This is a genomic window from Lonepinella sp. BR2474 (assembly GCF_051851555.1).
GTDB lineage: Bacteria > Pseudomonadota > Gammaproteobacteria > Enterobacterales > Pasteurellaceae > Lonepinella.
Genome location: NZ_JBPDVH010000009.1, coordinates 1 through 17,840, shown reverse-complemented (window position 1 = coordinate 17,840; position 17,840 = coordinate 1). Strand labels below are relative to the sequence as shown.

At 41.4% G+C, this 17,840-nt stretch carries 15 protein-coding genes and 1 tRNA gene; 15 read left to right on the top strand and 1 reads right to left on the bottom strand.

Annotation, left to right across the window (positions count from 1 at the left end; all coding sequences use genetic code 11):
• The first annotated feature begins 96 nt into the window (after positions 1-96).
• From lon to tsf, 4 genes are all read left to right on the top strand, one after another.
• Entirely contained in the window at positions 97-2,517 is a 2,421-nt protein-coding gene (lon, locus tag ACTG7Q_RS09840) for an endopeptidase La (RefSeq protein ID WP_439243327.1), read from the top strand.
• A 115-nt stretch (positions 2,518-2,632) separates the two neighbouring features.
• Positions 2,633-4,507, top strand: a complete 1,875-nt coding sequence (gene ppiD / locus ACTG7Q_RS09835) for a peptidylprolyl isomerase (protein ID WP_439243325.1) — start codon at positions 2,633-2,635, stop codon at positions 4,505-4,507.
• Positions 4,508-4,780: 273 nt separating this feature from the next.
• Positions 4,781-5,509, top strand: a complete 729-nt coding sequence (gene rpsB, locus ACTG7Q_RS09830) for a 30S ribosomal protein S2 (protein ID WP_439243323.1) — start codon at positions 4,781-4,783, stop codon at positions 5,507-5,509.
• A 140-nt stretch (positions 5,510-5,649) separates the two neighbouring features.
• Positions 5,650-6,516, top strand: a complete 867-nt coding sequence (tsf, locus tag ACTG7Q_RS09825; protein WP_439243321.1) for a translation elongation factor Ts — start codon at positions 5,650-5,652, stop codon at positions 6,514-6,516.
• 54 nt (positions 6,517-6,570) lie between these two features.
• Here tsf and ACTG7Q_RS09820 read toward each other — a convergent pair whose 3' ends face one another.
• Complete coding sequence (locus ACTG7Q_RS09820; protein ID WP_439243392.1) at positions 6,571-8,124, bottom strand: phosphoethanolamine transferase; 1,554 nt, start codon at positions 8,122-8,124, stop codon at positions 6,571-6,573.
• Positions 8,125-8,256: 132 nt separating this feature from the next.
• Here ACTG7Q_RS09820 and pyrH point away from each other — a divergent pair, with 132 nt between their 5' ends.
• The 11 genes from pyrH to ACTG7Q_RS09765 form a co-directional block, all read left to right on the top strand.
• Positions 8,257-8,973, top strand: coding sequence for a UMP kinase (gene pyrH / locus ACTG7Q_RS09815; protein WP_439243319.1), 717 nt, complete (start codon positions 8,257-8,259; stop codon positions 8,971-8,973).
• A 38-nt stretch (positions 8,974-9,011) separates the two neighbouring features.
• Entirely contained in the window at positions 9,012-9,569 is a 558-nt protein-coding gene (gene frr / locus ACTG7Q_RS09810; protein WP_439243317.1) for a ribosome recycling factor, read from the top strand.
• A gap of 81 nt (positions 9,570-9,650) precedes the next feature.
• Positions 9,651-10,166 carry a SprT family zinc-dependent metalloprotease gene (locus tag ACTG7Q_RS09805; RefSeq protein WP_439243315.1) on the top strand — a complete coding sequence of 172 codons (516 nt, stop codon included), beginning with the start codon at positions 9,651-9,653 and terminating at the stop codon, positions 10,164-10,166.
• A 71-nt stretch (positions 10,167-10,237) separates the two neighbouring features.
• Positions 10,238-10,789, top strand: coding sequence for an OmpW family outer membrane protein (locus tag ACTG7Q_RS09800; protein ID WP_439243313.1), 552 nt, complete (start codon positions 10,238-10,240; stop codon positions 10,787-10,789).
• A 167-nt stretch (positions 10,790-10,956) separates the two neighbouring features.
• Positions 10,957-12,837 (top strand): molecular chaperone HtpG, encoded by a 1,881-nt coding sequence (htpG, locus tag ACTG7Q_RS09795; RefSeq protein ID WP_439243311.1) that lies wholly within the window; start codon positions 10,957-10,959, stop codon positions 12,835-12,837.
• 72 nt (positions 12,838-12,909) lie between these two features.
• Positions 12,910-13,611 carry a 4'-phosphopantetheinyl transferase family protein gene (locus ACTG7Q_RS09790; RefSeq protein ID WP_439243309.1) on the top strand — a complete coding sequence of 234 codons (702 nt, stop codon included), beginning with the start codon at positions 12,910-12,912 and terminating at the stop codon, positions 13,609-13,611.
• Between the two features lie 107 nt (positions 13,612-13,718).
• On the top strand, positions 13,719-14,342 hold the full coding sequence (nudF, locus tag ACTG7Q_RS09785; RefSeq protein ID WP_439243389.1) for an ADP-ribose diphosphatase: 624 nt from the start codon (positions 13,719-13,721) through the stop codon (positions 14,340-14,342).
• Between the two features lie 22 nt (positions 14,343-14,364).
• A complete protein-coding gene (cpdA, locus tag ACTG7Q_RS09780) occupies positions 14,365-15,189 on the top strand; it encodes a 3',5'-cyclic-AMP phosphodiesterase (RefSeq protein ID WP_439243307.1) in 825 nt (274 codons plus the stop codon).
• A gap of 106 nt (positions 15,190-15,295) precedes the next feature.
• Positions 15,296-15,565 carry a 30S ribosomal protein S15 gene (rpsO, locus tag ACTG7Q_RS09775; RefSeq protein ID WP_439243305.1) on the top strand — a complete coding sequence of 90 codons (270 nt, stop codon included), beginning with the start codon at positions 15,296-15,298 and terminating at the stop codon, positions 15,563-15,565.
• A 185-nt stretch (positions 15,566-15,750) separates the two neighbouring features.
• Positions 15,751-15,840, top strand: a tRNA-Ser gene (locus ACTG7Q_RS09770).
• A gap of 250 nt (positions 15,841-16,090) precedes the next feature.
• On the top strand, positions 16,091-17,840 hold a 1,750-nt coding region (locus ACTG7Q_RS09765), incomplete at its 3' end, for an ESPR-type extended signal peptide-containing protein (RefSeq protein ID WP_439243303.1).

Below are 17,840 nucleotides of genomic sequence, written 5' to 3'. Positions count from 1 at the left end.
ATTCCACCGCACTTTTTGCTTATCCACCTTGAACTTCGCCTTGATTAACCTTATATTAACTGTTATGCAACTGAATTTGAGAAAAAGAGAAATAAGATGAACGCAGAACAAGATCAATCCCGTAATATTCCCGCCCTCCCGTTGCGTGATGTGGTGATTTTTCCCTATATGGTCATGCCATTATTTGTTGGCCGTGAGAAATCGATTCGCAGCCTTGAGTTGGCGATGGAAACCGACAAGCAATTATTATTAGTGTCACAAAAAGTGCCAGAAGTGGAAGAACCCGAAATCGAAGATTTATTTGATGTGGGTACCGTGGTCAATATTATTCAATTATTAAAACTCCCTGATGGTACGGTGAAAGTGTTGGTGGAGGGGCAACAGCGTGCCAACATTAATAAGATCACAGATAACGGCTATTTTTCTGCCAACATTAATGTGATGGCGACGAGCTATGGTGCGGAAAAAGAAATGCAAGTGTTGCGTGATGTGATGCTGAATGAGTTCGAGCAATTTGCCAAACAGAACAAGAAAATCCAGCCAGAAATGGTGAACGCCTTAAGCAGCATCACTGAATTTGATCGTTTTGCCGATACCTTAGCGGCGCATTTGCCGATTGCCTTACGCCATAAACAAGCGGTGTTGGAACAGCCGAATATTCAAGCACGGATGGAATATTTGCTCGGTGCGATGGAAAGCGAAACGGACTTAATGCAAGTGGAAAAACGCATTCGCAGCAAAGTCAAAGAGCAAATGGAAAAAACGCAACGCAATTATTATTTGAACGAACAAATCAAAGCTATTCGCAAAGAATTGGGCAAAGATGATGAAAGTGCGGATGATAGCGAAATTGATTTGCTGACCAAACAATTAGAAGAGGCAAAATTACCGAAAGACGCCAAAGAAAAAGTGGAATCGGAGCTAAAAAAACTCAAAATGATGTCGCCGATGTCTTCTGAGGCGACAGTGATTCGCGCTTATGTGGACTGGATGTTGCAAGTGCCTTGGCACAAAACCACCAAAGTGAAAAAAGACTTAGCCAAAGCGCAGGAAGTATTGGATGCGGATCATTTTGGTTTGGAACGCGTGAAAGAACGTATTTTAGAATATCTTGCGGTACAAACGCGCTTGAACAAATTAAAAGGCCCGATTCTTTGTTTAGTGGGACCACCAGGGGTGGGAAAAACCTCCCTCGGGCAATCTATTGCCAATGCCACGGGGCGTAAATATGTGCGTATGGCCTTAGGTGGCGTGCGTGATGAGGCGGAAATTCGTGGCCATCGCAAAACCTATATCGGCTCATTACCAGGTAAATTGATTCAAAAAATGGCCAAAGTGGGCGTCAAAAATCCGCTGTTTTTGTTAGATGAAATTGACAAAATGGCCATGGATAACCGAGGCGATCCCGCCTCTGCCTTGTTGGAAGTGTTAGATCCAGAACAAAACACCAAATTCAACGATCACTATTTAGAAGTGGATTATGATTTGTCGGATGTGATGTTTGTGGCCACCTCCAATTCCATGAATATTCCTGCGCCGTTATTGGATCGTATGGAAGTGATTCGTCTGTCTGGTTATACCGAAGACGAAAAACTGAATATTGCGACGGGTCATTTGATGGCAAAACAAATGGAACGCAACGGCTTAAAAGCGGGCGAATTAGTCATTGAAGACAGTGCGATTTTAGATATTATTCGTTATTACACTCGTGAGGCCGGTGTCCGTAGCTTGGAGCGTGAAATTTCTAAAATTTGCCGTAAAGCCGTGAAGCATTTATTGCTTGATAAAAAACGTAAATCCTTGACGGTGAACGCCGATAATTTACATGATTATCTTGGTGTAAAACGCTTTGATTTCGGTCTTGCCGATACCCAAAATCGAGTGGGCGAAGTTACAGGCTTGGCATGGACAGAAGTGGGCGGTGACTTACTCACTATTGAAACCGCCTCCGTTCTGGGTAAAGGAAAACTCACCTTTACTGGCTCGCTCGGTGATGTGATGAAAGAAAGTATTCAAGCCGCCATGACGGTAGTACGAGCCCGTGCGGAAAAATTAGGCATTGCCAATGATTTCCATGAAAAACGGGATCTTCATATTCACGTACCCGACGGCGCCACCCCGAAAGATGGCCCAAGTGCAGGGATTGCCATGTGTACCGCTTTGGTGTCTTGCCTAACGGGTAATCCAGTGCGTGCCGATGTGGCCATGACGGGAGAGATTAGTTTGCGTGGTAAAGTGTTGCCGATTGGTGGACTCAAAGAAAAATTATTGGCCGCACATCGTGGTGGGATTAAAACCGTGATTATTCCAAAAGAAAATGTGAAAGATTTGGAAGAGATCCCAGACAATGCCAAAAATAATTTAACCATTCATGCGGTGGAAACCATTGACGAGGTGTTAACCATTGCCTTACAAAATCCGCCAGAGGGCGTGGAAATGGTTAAACTGTCACCGGTCAATGTTGTCAAGGTGCCACGCAGCCGAAAAACGAGCAAGATTGCGCCAACGGTGAATTAATTTTACGTTATTGAACCGCACTTTATGAAAAAGTGCGGTTTTTTTAGGAGTTTTTTTTCACAGCGGTTTCGTTTATAATTCATAAAATTTTTAGATAACAATAGGATTAATGCCCATGTTCATGGAAAAAATGCACCACGCCTCAAACAGCGGTGTGGCAAAGGCTATTATGGCGGTGATCGCCATTTCATTCGTTATTACAGGTATGTACGGCTATCTCGGGGCCACCACAGACACCTCTGCGGTGAAAGTGAACGGTGAAGAAGTGTCACAACAGCAGTTCCAACAGCAATATAATGATGAATATCAACGCATGAGTAATCAGTTGGGTGCCGAATTTGCTGCGGTGGCCGACACCCCAGAATTTACCCAAGGATTACGCACTAACGTGTTAAATCGTTTAATTGATCAGCAATTATTAAGCCAATATGTGAGCGATTTAAATTTAACCGTCAGCGATGAACGGATTAAACACGAAATCGTCAAAACCCCGATGTTCCAAATTGACGGCAAATTCAGCAATGACGCTTATCAGCAAGTATTGCGTAATAACGGTATGAATGCGGATATGTATGCGCAATATTTGCGTGAAGCCTTGCGTTTAGAACAATTACAAAGTGGCTTGGCGGAAACCGAATTTTTATTACCTAAAACCCAAGCAGACTTTGCCCAATTATTTTTCCAACAACGTCAAGTGCGTTTAGCTCACTTATCTTTAGCGGATGAACTGAAGAAACAAACTGTCACAGAACAAGAAGTCGCAGATTATTACAATGCGAATAAATCTGCCTTTATTGTGCCAGAATTGGTCAAAGTGCAATATGTGGATTTAACTAAAGCCACCATAGAAAAAAGTGTTAGCGTGACGGATACGGAAATTCAGCAATATTATCAAGACAATAAAGAACAATTCAGTACCCAAGCGCAACAACATTTGGCGCATATTCAATTTGCCAATGAAAAAGATGCACTAGATGCCTATGAGGCTTTACAACAGGGTGAAGATTTTGCGGCACTGGCAAAAGCAAAATCCACCGATAAATTATCAGGTGAAAAAGGCGGGGATTTAGGTTGGCTAAATAATGGCGATTTACCGAAAGATTTTGAAGATGCCGCTACCCTTGTAGAAGTGGGTAAATACAGCACACCGATTAAAGTAGACGGCAATTACCATATTGTGAAAGTCGAAGCTCGCAAAGCTGCGACGGTGTTGCCATTGGAACAAGTGAAAGACAAAGTGATCGCACAAGTACGCCAAGAGTTATTAAACACCCAATTCTACACCCTAGAGAAAAAAGTGGCTGAAAAAGCCTTTGAAGATCAAAGCTCGTTGAAATCCGCTGCGGCAGTGATTGGCGCAGACATTCAAGAAACCGATTATTTCCCACGTAATGCCTTACCCAAAGCATTGAATTTCCCTGTGGTCATCAGTGCGATTTTTGATGGTGAAATTTCACAAGGCAACATGAACTCTGAACCGATGAACGTGGGCGATCAACATTCTATCGTGGTACGTGTACTTGATCACAAAGCTCAAGGCACCAAAACCTTAGACGAGGCCAAAGCAGAAATTACCACATTCTTAACACGCCAAAAAGCGGAACAAGCTGTGTTAGCACAAGCTGAAAATGCAGTGAAAGCCTTAACGGCAAACGGTACCTTGCCAGATAATGTGAAATTTGGTGAGCAAGAAACTTGGGTTTATGCCGAAAATAAAGATCCCGCCTTAAATGACGTGATTTTTGCCATGAAAGCCGAGGAGGGTAAAAAAGCCTATCAAGCGGCCAAAACCAACAAGGGTGACGTAGTGATTGTGGCGTTGGATAACATTGAAAATGCCAAGGTTGAGGAGGCCGTACGCCGTCAGTTTGATCTGCAAGTGGCACGTAATAAAGCCACCGATGTACAGGTGAATTTACTCAAATCCTTGCGTGCCAAAGCCAAAATTGAAATCAATGAAGATTTCATGAAACAGCAACGTGATGAATAACTTCGCCACGCATTTAGTATAATCCCCAGAGCCTATTGTTGTGTTATTGACAATAGGCTTTTATTTTGCCGATTTTTGTAAAATTAACTGGTTTTCCACCGCAGTTTATGGTATAAATTGCACCGCTATTTTTTCCCCTAATCCGTAGGAAACAAAGTAGCATTATTTTTTATTAACAATACACACACAGACCCTATACAGTAAATCGGGGTGCCAAACGGTCGGTTTACTTGGTATGTGGAGGCTCAACCCCAATTAAAAGGAAAAAATATTATGGCACAAGTTTCAATGCGTGAAATGATTGACGCAGGCGTACATTTCGGTCACCAAACTCGTTACTGGAATCCAAAAATGAAACCTTTCATTTTCGGTGCTCGTAACGGCGTTCATATCGTAAATCTTGAAAAAACCCTTCCGTTATTCAATGAAGCATTAGCTGAATTAACACGCATCGCAAGCAACAACGGTAAAATCTTATTCGTGGGCACCAAACGTGCAGCAAGCGAAGCCGTTCAAGCTGCAGCATTAGACTGTCAACAATATTATGTAAATCACCGTTGGTTAGGTGGTATGTTGACTAACTGGAAAACAGTTCGTCAATCAATCAAACGTTTAAAAGATTTTGAAACCCAATCTCAAGACGGTACATTTGATAAATTAACCAAAAAAGAAGCATTAGATCGTACGCGTGAAATGCAAAAATTGGAATTAAGTCTTGGCGGTATCAAAGATATGGCTGGTCTTCCAGATGCGGTTTTCGTTATCGGTGCAGACTATGAACATATTGCTGTAAAAGAAGCCAACAACCTTGGTATTCCTGTTTTTGCTATCGTCGATACCAATGCAACACCAGACGGCGTTGATTTCATTATCCCTGGTAATGATGATGCAACACGTGCAATCCAATTATATTTAACTGCGGCTGCCACTGCGATCAAAGAAGGTCGTCAAGCAGAAACTGTGGTTGAAGAAAAATTTGCTGAAGAAGTAGCAGCAGAGTAATCTGGATAAATAAGGCGTAAGCCCTATAAAAACAGGGGGCAACAGTTCCCTGTTTTAACAAATTCCCAAAAGTGCGGTGTTTTTTAATCTCTTTTTTGAACATCGTCTTTCCATTCAAGAATCATTAGAGGACAATAAAAATGGCTGAAATTACAGCATCATTAGTAAAAGAACTTCGTGATCGTACTGGTGCAGGTATGATGGAATGTAAAAAAGCATTGGTTGAAGCGAATGGTGATATCGAATTAGCCATCGACAACATGCGTAAATCAGGTCAAGCGAAAGCCGCTAAAAAAGCGGGTCGTGTGGCTGCTGAAGGCGTGATCATTGCACGTGTTGCCAATGGTTTCGGTGTGTTAGTGGAAATGAACTGCGAAACTGACTTCGTTGCAAAAGATGCAGGTTTCTTAGGTTTAGCTAATGAAGTGGCTGACTATGCCGTAGCTAACAAAGGTATTTCAATCGAAGATTTAGCTAAACACTTTGAAGAAAAACGTGCAGCGTTAGTGGCGAAAATCGGTGAAAACATGACAATTCGCCGTGTGCAATTCTTAGATAACGTAAAAGCCTCTTACTTACATGGGGCGAAAATTGGTGTATTAGTAGCTTCAGGCTGTGGTGCAGAATGTGCTTGTGATGAAGATATCTTCAAAAAAGTCGCAATGCACGTTGCCGCAAGCCGTCCTGACTTTGTTAACCCTGAAGATGTACCAGCCGCAGTCGTAGCTCACGAACGTGAAATTCAAGTTGACATTGCAATGCAATCTGGCAAACCACGTGAAATTGCTGAGAAAATGGTTGAAGGCCGCATGAAAAAATTCACTGGCGAAGTGTCTTTAACAGGTCAACCATTTGTTATGGATCCGTCACAAACTGTAGGCGATTTCTTAAAAGCGAACAAAACTTCTGTTTCTGGTTTCATTCGTTTTGAAGTGGGCGAAGGTATTGAGAAAAAAGAAGAAGATTTTGCGGCTGAAGTAGCGAAAATCACTGGTGGAAACGCTTAATTCGTTTTTTCTGAACCATAAAAAAACAGGCTTTTAGCCTGTTTTTTGTTTGTGCTATTTCATGGGGAGCACTATCGCAGGATCATCTTCCGCCTCAATCTTATCGATAATCTGTTTTAATCCATAATCATCAGGATCGGGTTGTGGGCTAAATAAATCCTGTTTTGGATCCAACAGTGGATTACTCATTCCAATCCAATTTGCAATATCGTTGGTAAAATTCAAACCTGATTTAAACGCCTTATATTCATGGCGTTGATTGTCATCACTGGAAATCTTAAACAACGGAATATCATAATGACGTTTGCTTTTCCCCGCACTATTATGAATGTTGATTTCATTTGGGGTGATTTGATGGGCTAAACCATGATCAGAAAAGTAAATCATCGAAAAAGTGCGGTGATTTTTTTGTTGATTTTGAGTGAGCTGTTCATATACTCGTTTAAGCATGTCATCGGTTTTCTTAATGGAAGAAATATAGCAGTTGACATTCAGGTATTTTTTCTCAATTTGATTATCGTCCATGATTTTTGGGTAGTCGGTCAGACGATCACAGCTAATCGGGTGCGAACCATATAAATGCAACACAATAAAGCGTTTGCCGACTTGCGGTTGTGCTAATACCTGTTGTAATTTTGGCAATAAATCAAAGTCGCTGCTGTTTTTCGATTGAAAGCTATTGCCAGATTTTAGGAAAATCCGTTCATCACTGCGATTGGCAATGGCAGAAATTGGGGTGTCAAATTCACCAAAATAACCTTGATTAGAAAGCCAATAGGTTTTGATACCGGCTGATTTGATCATGTCGATCATATTTAAAGAATAATTTCCCTCCCAGTTTTGGGTATCGGGTTGGGTTAACATTAACTTCAGTGATGCAATGGTGTTGGTGCCACCCGATGTAAAACCATCAATTAACACCCCATTTGCACTAGACATAAATGGTGTATTTTGCACTGGATAACCATAGGCGTGATGATAGTCTTTTCTGGCACTTTCGCCGATAATCAATACATAATCATCATATTTAGATGATGTTAGCTGAGATTTACCCCATTGGCTTTCTATCGTAAAACGATTTAATTGGGCGAGTTCATTTTTCACTTTTATACTAGCAGTATAGGTTTCCGTGATAAATTTTAATGGTGCCTGATCCCATAGGAAAAACACAGCAAGTACGGCAAGCAAGGCCTTATTTTTGTAAAGAGACAGCTTGCCCTGTTGGCTGAAATAGCGAAATAGAATGAATAATCCAATAATGACAATAGGATAGGTACAGTTGAGCCATGATAATTGGGCAAAAAATTCTTTGCTTTCTTCAAGATCGGTGGCAAACACGGACGCAATATATTGATAAGATGGTGGGCCAAAGGTGATGCCAATCGGTGCATAGAGTGCGTGCAAAATAATAATAGGAAATAGGATGAAGTAAAAAATCTTTTTGGACGCATTGAATAGTAGGACTAATCCAGCCAATAATAAAATTTCACGTAAGCTAGGTTGCGGATAGAATCCAGTACCGATTAATAATAATTTACTGGCAAAAAACAGACAAACTAACGCAAAAATCACCGCAGTGAGTTGTTTGAATGATGGAGATAACACAATAAATTCCCTTTTTACAAAAAAGCATGGCGACATTTTAGCGAATTTTAAATAGATCTGCTATGCCTATTTCCTGAAGCCTCATGTTGCTTTATAATAGCAAGCATTTTATGTCGAGTATAAGGGATAGAAAAAATGAGCAAACCAATTTACAAACGTGTGTTGTTAAAATTAAGTGGTGAGGCCTTGCAAGGTGTCGAGGGCTTTGGTATCGATCCGTCTATTTTGGATAGAATGGCTATTGAGATTAAAGAACTCGTGGCAATGGGCGTGGAAGTCGGTGTGGTATTAGGCGGTGGTAACCTGTTCCGTGGGGCGAAATTAGCCAAAGCCGGTATGAATCGTGTTGTCGGCGACCACATGGGCATGTTGGCCACGGTGATGAACGGCTTGGCCATGCGTGATGCGTTGCACCGTGCAGATGTCAATGCGAAATTGATGTCAGCGTTTCAATTAAACGGTATTTGTGATACTTATAACTGGTCTGAAGCCATTAAAATGTTGCGTGAAAAACGGGTGGTGATTTTCTCTGCCGGTACAGGCAGCCCGTTCTTTACTACGGATTCCGCAGCGTGCTTGCGTGGCATTGAAATTGAGGCGGATGTAGTGTTAAAAGCCACCAAAGTGGATGGTGTTTACGATTGCGATCCTGCCAAAAACCCTGACGCTCATTTATTCCAAAAACTTACTTTTGCGGAAGTCATTGAGAAAGAATTGCAAGTCATGGATTTAGCCGCTTTTACCCTTGCTCGTGACCATGGTATTCCAATTCGGGTATTTAATATGGGTAAACCTGGAGCATTACGTCAAGTGATTTTGGGCGAAAGCGAAGGCACGACCATTTCGGGTTAGTATTTCAGATTAAGATTTAAATTACATAAGGAAAAACAATGATTAACGAGATTAAAAAAGACGCACAAGAGCGTATGGAAAAAAGCCTTGAGGCGTTAAAAGGACATATTGCAAAAATTCGTACAGGGCGTGCGCAACCGTCTTTATTAGATGCGATTCAAGTTGAATATTATGGTTCTGCTACACCATTACGCCAATTAGCCAACGTAGTGGCAGAAGATGCACGTACCTTAGCGGTAACGGTTTTTGACCGTTCATTGATTCAAGCAGTAGAAAAAGCGATTTTAACCTCTGATTTAGGCTTAAATCCCTCTTCTGCGGGGACCACCATTCGTGTGCCATTGCCTCCGTTAACTGAAGAACGTCGTCGTGATTTGATTAAATTAGTCAAAGGCGAGGGCGAGCAAGGTAAAGTGGCGGTGCGTAATGTACGCCGTGATGCGAATGATAAAATCAAAGCCTTGTTAAAAGACAAAGAAATTAGCGAAAATGATCAACGTAAAGCGGAAGAAGAAATCCAAAAACTGACCGACAGTTTCATTAAAAAAGTGGATGAAGTGTTAGCCGATAAAGAAAAAGAGTTAATGGATTTCTAATATTTTGTAGGGGCGTATTGCATACGCCCTTGCCATTAACGGAGCGTAAAATAGGGCGTATGTAATACGCCCCTACAATGTATGCAAAACGATCAATTCCGCCCCCTAAAAATGCAAATCCAACGCCGTATTTCAGCTTGTTTACAATTAGCCGAAACCCATTTCCAACGCCCATTTCCCATGCCAACGGTCAGCTATGAAGTGCGAGGTGTCAAAGCCGGCGTGGCCTATTTGCAACAAAACGTCATCAAATTAAACCGCACTTTATTGCTCGAAAACCCACAAGCATTTATTCAACAAGTGGTGCCGCACGAATTAGCCCATTTATTGGTTTATCAAGTTTTTGGACGAGTGAAACCGCACGGCAAAGAATGGCAAGTGATTATGCAACATCTCTTTCAACTGCCCGCCGATACCTGTCATCAATTTGATGTGCAATCGGTGCAAGGTAAAACCTATGCGTATCAATGCGGTTGCCAAATTCATCAACTTAGTCAACGTCGGCATAACAAAATTGTGAGGGAAAGTGCGGTGTATTTATGTCGAATTTGTGGCGGGAAATTAGAATTTTGTGATGAAGATCACATTTTTGCATAGAATTAGTGATTTCTCTTGTATATAAGGTTATACTAAACAAGCAGTTATGCTTAATTAGAGAGGATTTTATTATGAAAAAAACAGCATTAGCCCTGATTATTGGTGCATTAGCCGTCGCTACATCTGCCAACGCAACAAACTGGTATGTACAAGGTGATTTAGGTTATTCCAAAAATAAATTTACATCTTATCCAGAGATAGATAAAAGTAAGTTTGAACCACGTTTAAGCGTCGGCTATGATTTTGGTGATTTCCGTTTAGCTGTGGATTATACCCATTATGGTAAATTTAGTGGCACTGATGGATATGGTGATTATACTTCTTCAAAAATTTATGGTATTGGTTTCTCTGGTATTTATGATTTTGAAATTAATTCTGATATTAAACCTTATGTAGGTGTTCGTTTAGCGTCAAATGTTTTCAAAACTGATAACTCATCAGGTGGTTTTTTTGAAAGCAAAACCCAAACTAAATTTGGTTATGGTGCACTCGTAGGAGCACAGTATAAATTGGATGCAAATTGGGCTGTAAACGGTGGCATTGAATACAACCGTTTGGGTTCATTTGAAGATACCAAAGTGAATAACTATGGTGCCAAAGTGGGTATTCGTTACAACTTTTAATTTTATTTAGCCACAGTGTGGCGTAATATGCCTAGCCCCGTATGAAAGTACGGGGTTTTTTGTTCCTACACTTTAACTTTTTCTCCTATTAAAACTTGAAATTTCCATTTTCAACCTAATCTATCTAAGCATACTTTATTTAACTAATTCAATATAAGGAAAATAAAATGAGCAAAAATCAAGAAACTCGTGGCTTTCAATCGGAAATGAAACAACTTTTACATCTGATGATTCACTCACTTTATTCAAATAAAGAAATCTTTTTACGTGAGTTAATCTCCAATGCATCAGATGCGGCAGATAAATTACGCTTTAAAGCCCTGTCAGCACCCGAATTATATGAAGGCGAAGGCGATTTGCACGTTCGCATTCAATTTGACGAAAGCAAAGGCACCTTGACCATTAGTGATAATGGGATTGGGATGAATCGTGAGCAGATTATTGATAACCTCGGCACCGTGGCAAAATCAGGCACCAAAGAATTTTTAACCGCGTTGGGGCAAGATCAGGCAAAAAATAGTCAATTAATTGGTCAATTTGGGGTCGGTTTCTATTCTGCCTTTATCGTAGCAGACAAAGTTGAAGTGCGTAGCCGTGCTGCAGGGGAATCTGCGGAAAATGGGGTGCTTTGGATTTCCGCTGGCGAAGGCGAATATACCGTTGAAGATATTGAGAAAAAACAACGGGGTACAGAAATTACTTTATTCTTGCGTGAAGATGAAAAAGAATTTTTAAATGACTGGCGCTTACGTGAAATTATCGGCAAATATTCCGATCATATCGGTTTGCCGGTGGAAATTTTAGCCAAAGAATACGATGATGAGGGCAAAGAAACGGGCGTAAAATGGGAAAAAATCAATAAAGCCCAAGCCTTGTGGACAAGATCCAAAGGCGAGATTTCTGATGAAGAATACAAAGAATTTTATAAACATTTAAGCCACGATTTTGCCGATCCATTGTTGTGGCAACATAATAAGGTCGAGGGAAATCAAGAATATACTAGCCTGTTGTATGTGCCAAGCAAAGCCCCGTGGGATTTATTTAATCGTGAACAAAAACACGGTTTGAAACTCTATGTACAACGCGTGTTTATTATGGACGATGCAGAAGTGTTTATGCCAAATTACTTGCGTTTTATGAAAGGGTTGTTAGATAGCAACGACTTGCCATTAAACGTTTCTCGTGAGATTTTGCAAGATAACAAAACCACGGCAGCCTTGCGTAAAGCCTTGACCAAACGTTCGTTACAGATGTTGGAAAAATTAGCCAAAGATGACAGCGAAAAATATTTATCGTTCTGGAAAGAATTTGGCTTAGTGTTAAAAGAGGGCGTGGCAGAAGATTTTGCCAACAAAGAACAGATTGCCAAACTCTATCGTTTTGCGTCCAGTAAACATGACAGTTCTGAGCAAAATGTGTCTTTTGACGATTATATTGCTCGCATGAAAGAGGGGCAAAAAGCCATTTACTACATCACGGCAGATAGCTACACCGCAGCGAAAAACAGTCCGCATTTAGAATTGTTCAACAAAAAAGACATTGAAGTGTTGTTGCTCTCCGACCGCATTGACGAATGGATGCTCAGTTATTTAACCGAATTTAACGGCAAACCATTACAACCAATCACTAAAGCCGATTTGGATTTAGGCGATTTGGCAGACAAAGAAGATGAAAGCCAAAAAGAAGCCGAAAAAGAGCTAGGTTCGTTTGTGGAGCGTGTCAAAACCTTATTGGGCGAACGTGTTAAAGATGTGCGTTTAACCCATCGTTTGACCGATACACCAGCAGTGGTGTCCACCGATAACGATCAAATGACCACCCAAATGGCAAAACTTTTTGCCATGAGCGGTCAGCCGGTGCCTGAAGTGAAATATACTTTTGAGCTCAATCCTGAGCACAGTTTAGTGAAAAAAGTCGCTGATTTGGCAGATGAAAGCGAATTTGCTAACTGGGTGGAATTATTGCTCGAACAAGCGATGTTTGCGGAACGGGGTACGTTGGAAAATCCAACGGCGTTTATTAAACGGATGAATGGGTTGTTGAAATAATTCTATCATTACCCTCACCCTAGCCCTCTCCCAGTGGGAGAGGGGATTATTTAGGGATTTTTAGGGAAAGTTATGTCAACGTTAATTGCTTATGCCAATATTCATCAACCATTTCCAATGGATTTGGCGTTAGGTTGTGGGCAAAACAAACTCAATCCTCGGGTTCAACAACGTTATCATTGCCGACAACTGGCGCAATTTCTGTTAACTGAACTTTGCAAAAAAGCTCAAATTAACACTGCACTTTTAGGGCAAATTTACCGTACTGCAAGTGGTCGCCCGCAATTTCCCGTAGACAATATTGATTTTAATATTAGCCATTCAGGGGATTGGGTGGCGGTGATATTAAATGTGGCAGAAAATGAAAAAAGTGCGGTGGGAATTGATATCGAATTTCCTCAAAAACAACGAGATTATACCGCACTTTTACGTCATTTTGCCTCACCTTTAGAACAACAATGGTTCGCTCAACAATCCCATCCCGAAAAGGCATTTTATCGTATTTGGTGTTTGCGTGAGGCTATCTTGAAATCACAAGGCGTTGGCATTGTGAAATTGAACGAAGTGCAACATGATCCTGTGGCACAAACCTTATATTCTGCTTATTGTCCACAAGGTCAATTAACTTTTACTGCCGAATTCCCTTTCTATCTTGCCGTGTTTGCCGAACAAAGTGCGGTGCAAAATGCGCAATATTTTTATTGGCACGAAGATAAATTACAGCCCAAACTGTTACAAAATTGTCTGAATTATGCTGTTAATTCATCAAAATAAAAAAATTTTTGTGACCAACTTCAAATTATTAAAAAATTTTTGAAACTTTATTTCCTTTTTTTAGTATCCTAATGCGAGTTTATTTTTAAGTATTAGGAAGATGTATGATGCCTAACATTACGCAATTTAGCCAAAAAGATATTGAAATTGTAGATGAAACCTTATTATATAAAGGGTTCTTCAAGTTAAAGAAAATTCAGTTTCGACATAAATTATTCGCTGGCGGTACCAGTGGCATTGTCACCCGAGAGTTATTGGTCAAAGGCGCAGCCTCTGCGGTGATTGCCTATGATCCCGAGCGAGATACGGTGGTATTGGTGGAGCAAGTGCGTATCGGTGCTTATAATCCAGCGTTGCCGAATTCCCCTTGGTTATTGGAACTCATTGCGGGCATGGTGGAGGAGGGCGAAACGCCTGAATCGGTGGCGTTGCGAGAAAGCGAGGAAGAGGCGGGCGTAGCAGTCACCCATTTACAACATGCGTTGAGCGTTTGGGACAGCCCTGGTGGCGTGATTGAGCGTATTCATTTATTTGCGGGCAAAGTGGATAGTCGCCAAGCGAAAGGGTTACATGGATTGGCCGAGGAAAATGAGGACATCAAAGTCCATGTGGTGAGCCGTGAGATGGCCTATCAATGGTTGCAACAGGGCAAAATTGATAACGGTATTGCCGTCATGGGATTGCAATGGCTACAACTCAATTACCTCCGTTTACAACAACAATGGCGATAGTTCAAGCAAGAGGATGGTCACCATGGTAGAAAGTATTAATCAAAACGAGGATGAGCTAATTCGGTTCATTCAAATAACGGATCCTCATCTGTTTAAAGAGAAAACGGGGGAGTTGCTCGGTATTAATACTTATCGTAGTTTTCAGCAGGTATTAACCGAAATTCAACAAACCAAAACGGATTATCAATTTGTCTTAGCCACGGGCGATCTTGTGCAAGACGCCAGTGAGGCGGGGTATTTGACCTTTAGCCAAGCGGTAGAGGTGCTGAATAAGCCCGTGTATTGGATCCCCGGTAATCATGATTTTCAGCCCGTGCTGGAAAAAGTGTTCAGCCAACAACCCCATATTCATGCGGATAAGCATTTGTTATTAGGGGAAAAATGGCAGATTTTATTATTAGACAGTCAGGTGTATGGCGTACCTCATGGCGAATTAAGTCAGTACCAACTGGATTGGCTTGATGAAAAATTGCAAGAATATCAAGAACGTTATTCTTTGGTGGTGCTACATCATCATTTATTATCCACACGTTCGGCATGGTTAGATCAGCATAATTTGCGTAATGCCCACCAATTATTGCAAATTTTGACAAAATACGAAAATGTACGAGCGATTTTGCATGGCCATATTCATCAACAAGTGGATGATGTATGGAACGGCTATCAATTAATGTGTACGCCGGCCACCAGTGTGCAATTTCAGCCAGATAATAATGCGTTCACCTTAGATACCTTGCAACCCGGTTGGCGAGAAATTACACTGTTGCCAGATGGTGGGATTAAAACGCAAGTTCGCCGTATTCAACAAGCGGAATTTTTACCGAATATGCACGAATTAGGTTATTAATTGATTGCATTTTTTGATTTTGCGGTTAGAATAAGCACTTCCTTGTCATCGCTGAATTAGAGATCGGCGAATGATGTATGATTAACATTCTCTTTAGGAGTAAAAAATGTCTCTAAGCGTAGAAAAAAAAGCCGCTATCGTGGCAGAATTTGGTCGTGATGCCAAAGATACGGGTTCATCTGAAGTGCAAATTGCCTTATTAACTGCACAGATCAACCACTTACAAGCTCACTTTGCTGAACACAAAAAAGACCACCACGGTCGTCGTGGCTTATTAGGTATGGTTTCTCGTCGTCGTAAATTATTAGACTACTTAAAACGTACAGATTTAGCAAAATATCAAGATACTATCGCACGTTTAGGTTTACGTCGTTAATTTTTGATAAATTGATGTTAGGCGTCCAAGTTGGACGCTTTTTTATTCACCAAAATCTGTGGAAAAGCAATACAAAAAGTGCAGTGAAAATTGAGATTGTTTTAAAAAACAGCAAACAAACCAAAAATTGAATTTTGATTCTTGACAGCTAATTAAATAGCCCGTATTATACGCCCCACAACTGCGGAGGAATGGTCGAGCGGTTGAAGGCACCGGTCTTGAAAACCGGCGAGGGTTTACGCCCTCCGTGAGTTCGAATCTCACTTCCTCCGCCACTCAACTTTTAGAAAAGTCGTTATCTTAGGGTAACGACTTTTTACTTTTTTCCCCTTTCAAAAAATTTATCTTTATTGATATTTAATCTATTGATAATAAATTATTTATTTATTTATTTATTTATTTATTTATTTAGGGTGATCGTGTAAAATATATACAACACAATTTTAAAAAGAATAAATCTATTTATTCTATTCTCTAGCGACGGTGCGGTGTCGCCGTTGTCCTCCCATACTTAGGAAAACCACCATGAACAGAATTTTTAAAGTCATTTGGAATCGTAGCACACAATCTTTATGTGTCGTTTCTGAACTCGCAAAAGCAAATGTAAAATCTTCATCCGAACAATCTTTTTCACCCATATCTATTGGCTTATCTGCCCTGTTAGTAGGTGGGCTGATATTGATGTCGCCACCAGCGTTCTCTGCGTCAACCGCTAGCTCAGGTGCTACGGCAAGTGGTAGTAATGCAGCTGCTTATGGTATTAATGCTAACGCATCAGGTGCTCAGGGGACTGCATTAGGTTCAGGTGCAAAAGCCAGTGGCAATCAAGCGACTGCGGTGGGGGCAGATTCAGTGGCTACTGGCTATGCGGCCATTGCTATTGGTGGCGATGATATTGATCAGGCACGACCAGCTTTAGCCAAGCTACCAGAATTTAATGGTTCCGTGAATATGTTATATTCTAATGGTAGCACGGCGACATATGTGCCAACCATTGCATCTGGCCATGTTGCGACGGCTATTGGTGTGGCGGCACAAGCCAGTGGATTAGCTTCAAATGCTTATGGGATCAATGCATGGGCGACTGGTACATCTGGGATTGCTTTTGGGACGTTAGCTCGTCAGTCGGGTGATAACTCAATTGCTATTGGTACCACAGCGAATGCCCAAGCGGATGATGCGGTAGCATTATCTCCAAAAGCCAACGCCACAGGCGTGAAATCTTTAGCGATAGGCTATAATGCCTCAGCGAACCAAGAAAATGCCACAGCTATTGGTACTAATGCACAGGCCACCCACATTGGGTCCGTTGCGTTAGGCACAGATTCCGTGACTAAAGCGTACACTAATGGTAAGGCCGAGACTGCAACTTCATGGAAAGCACCCACTGATAATAGTGGGGTAGGTGGAACAACTGGGACATCGGGTTCTCAAGTACTCGAATTTGCAGGGGCAAAATCAACGACAAATGTGTTATCTGTGGGGGATAGTGGTAAAGAACGCCAAATCGTCAACGTGGCTCCTGGCCAACTTACGGCGACAAGTACGGATGCAGTTAATGGCTCTCAACTCTATGCTGTAGCCACTTATACTGGGCATAATATTCAAGCCAATGGTGCTAACACATCACGTATTAACAATAATGGTGTGGTAAATTATGCGGACGGTACTTATACTACAGCAAAAGTCACAGACGGTGATAATAAGGCAACGGTTAGTATTGATCTTGTTACACAAGCGATTACGAGTAATACGGAAGGAAATGTAAGTACCAGTGGAACACAGGGGGTAGCGGTCACTTCAAATGTGGTGGATGCGATCAACAAATCAGGTTGGAACTTAAAAACGGCAAATATCACTGGTGGTACGGCATCCGGTACGACGTCCAAAGCCGAATTGATTAATCCAGCAGATGAGGTCACTTTACAGGCGGGGAGCGGCTTAAATGTAGACCGCTCGGGAAGTACAGTGACGTATGCGGTAAACGTGGATAATGATACGATTAAAGTGAATGATAATGGCCAGATCTATGCGGATGTAACCGATACCAACACCCAATCTTCGGTGTCTTCAGCCAATAACGAATATATCACGGTGACAGATACTGAGGTTAATGCTGACAAAGAAACAAACTATCAAATTGATCTTTCGACTGCGGCTAAAACAAATTTAACCTTGGCGAGTACCGCAGTACAAAACTTCACGACCTCGGTCAATGGCCAAGCGGTAGAAACTGTAGACCAAAGTAACCGAGATATTGGTTTTGTGAATGGCA

Excerpts from the sequence above, each read along its gene's own strand:
- lon (WP_439243327.1), top strand. The coding sequence starts at position 97 with ATGAACGCAGAACAAGATCAATCCCGTAATATTCCCGCCCTCCCGTTG.
- ppiD (WP_439243325.1), top strand. The coding sequence starts at position 2,633 with ATGTTCATGGAAAAAATGCACCACGCCTCAAACAGCGGTGTGGCAAAG.
- rpsB (WP_439243323.1), top strand. The coding sequence starts at position 4,781 with ATGGCACAAGTTTCAATGCGTGAAATGATTGACGCAGGCGTACATTTC.
- tsf (WP_439243321.1), top strand. The coding sequence starts at position 5,650 with ATGGCTGAAATTACAGCATCATTAGTAAAAGAACTTCGTGATCGTACT.
- pyrH (WP_439243319.1), top strand. The coding sequence starts at position 8,257 with ATGAGCAAACCAATTTACAAACGTGTGTTGTTAAAATTAAGTGGTGAG.
- frr (WP_439243317.1), top strand. The coding sequence starts at position 9,012 with ATGATTAACGAGATTAAAAAAGACGCACAAGAGCGTATGGAAAAAAGC.
- ACTG7Q_RS09805 (WP_439243315.1), top strand. The coding sequence starts at position 9,651 with ATGCAAAACGATCAATTCCGCCCCCTAAAAATGCAAATCCAACGCCGT.
- ACTG7Q_RS09800 (WP_439243313.1), top strand. The coding sequence starts at position 10,238 with ATGAAAAAAACAGCATTAGCCCTGATTATTGGTGCATTAGCCGTCGCT.
- htpG (WP_439243311.1), top strand. The coding sequence starts at position 10,957 with ATGAGCAAAAATCAAGAAACTCGTGGCTTTCAATCGGAAATGAAACAA.
- ACTG7Q_RS09790 (WP_439243309.1), top strand. The coding sequence starts at position 12,910 with ATGTCAACGTTAATTGCTTATGCCAATATTCATCAACCATTTCCAATG.
- nudF (WP_439243389.1), top strand. The coding sequence starts at position 13,719 with ATGCCTAACATTACGCAATTTAGCCAAAAAGATATTGAAATTGTAGAT.
- cpdA (WP_439243307.1), top strand. The coding sequence starts at position 14,365 with ATGGTAGAAAGTATTAATCAAAACGAGGATGAGCTAATTCGGTTCATT.
- rpsO (WP_439243305.1), top strand. The coding sequence starts at position 15,296 with ATGTCTCTAAGCGTAGAAAAAAAAGCCGCTATCGTGGCAGAATTTGGT.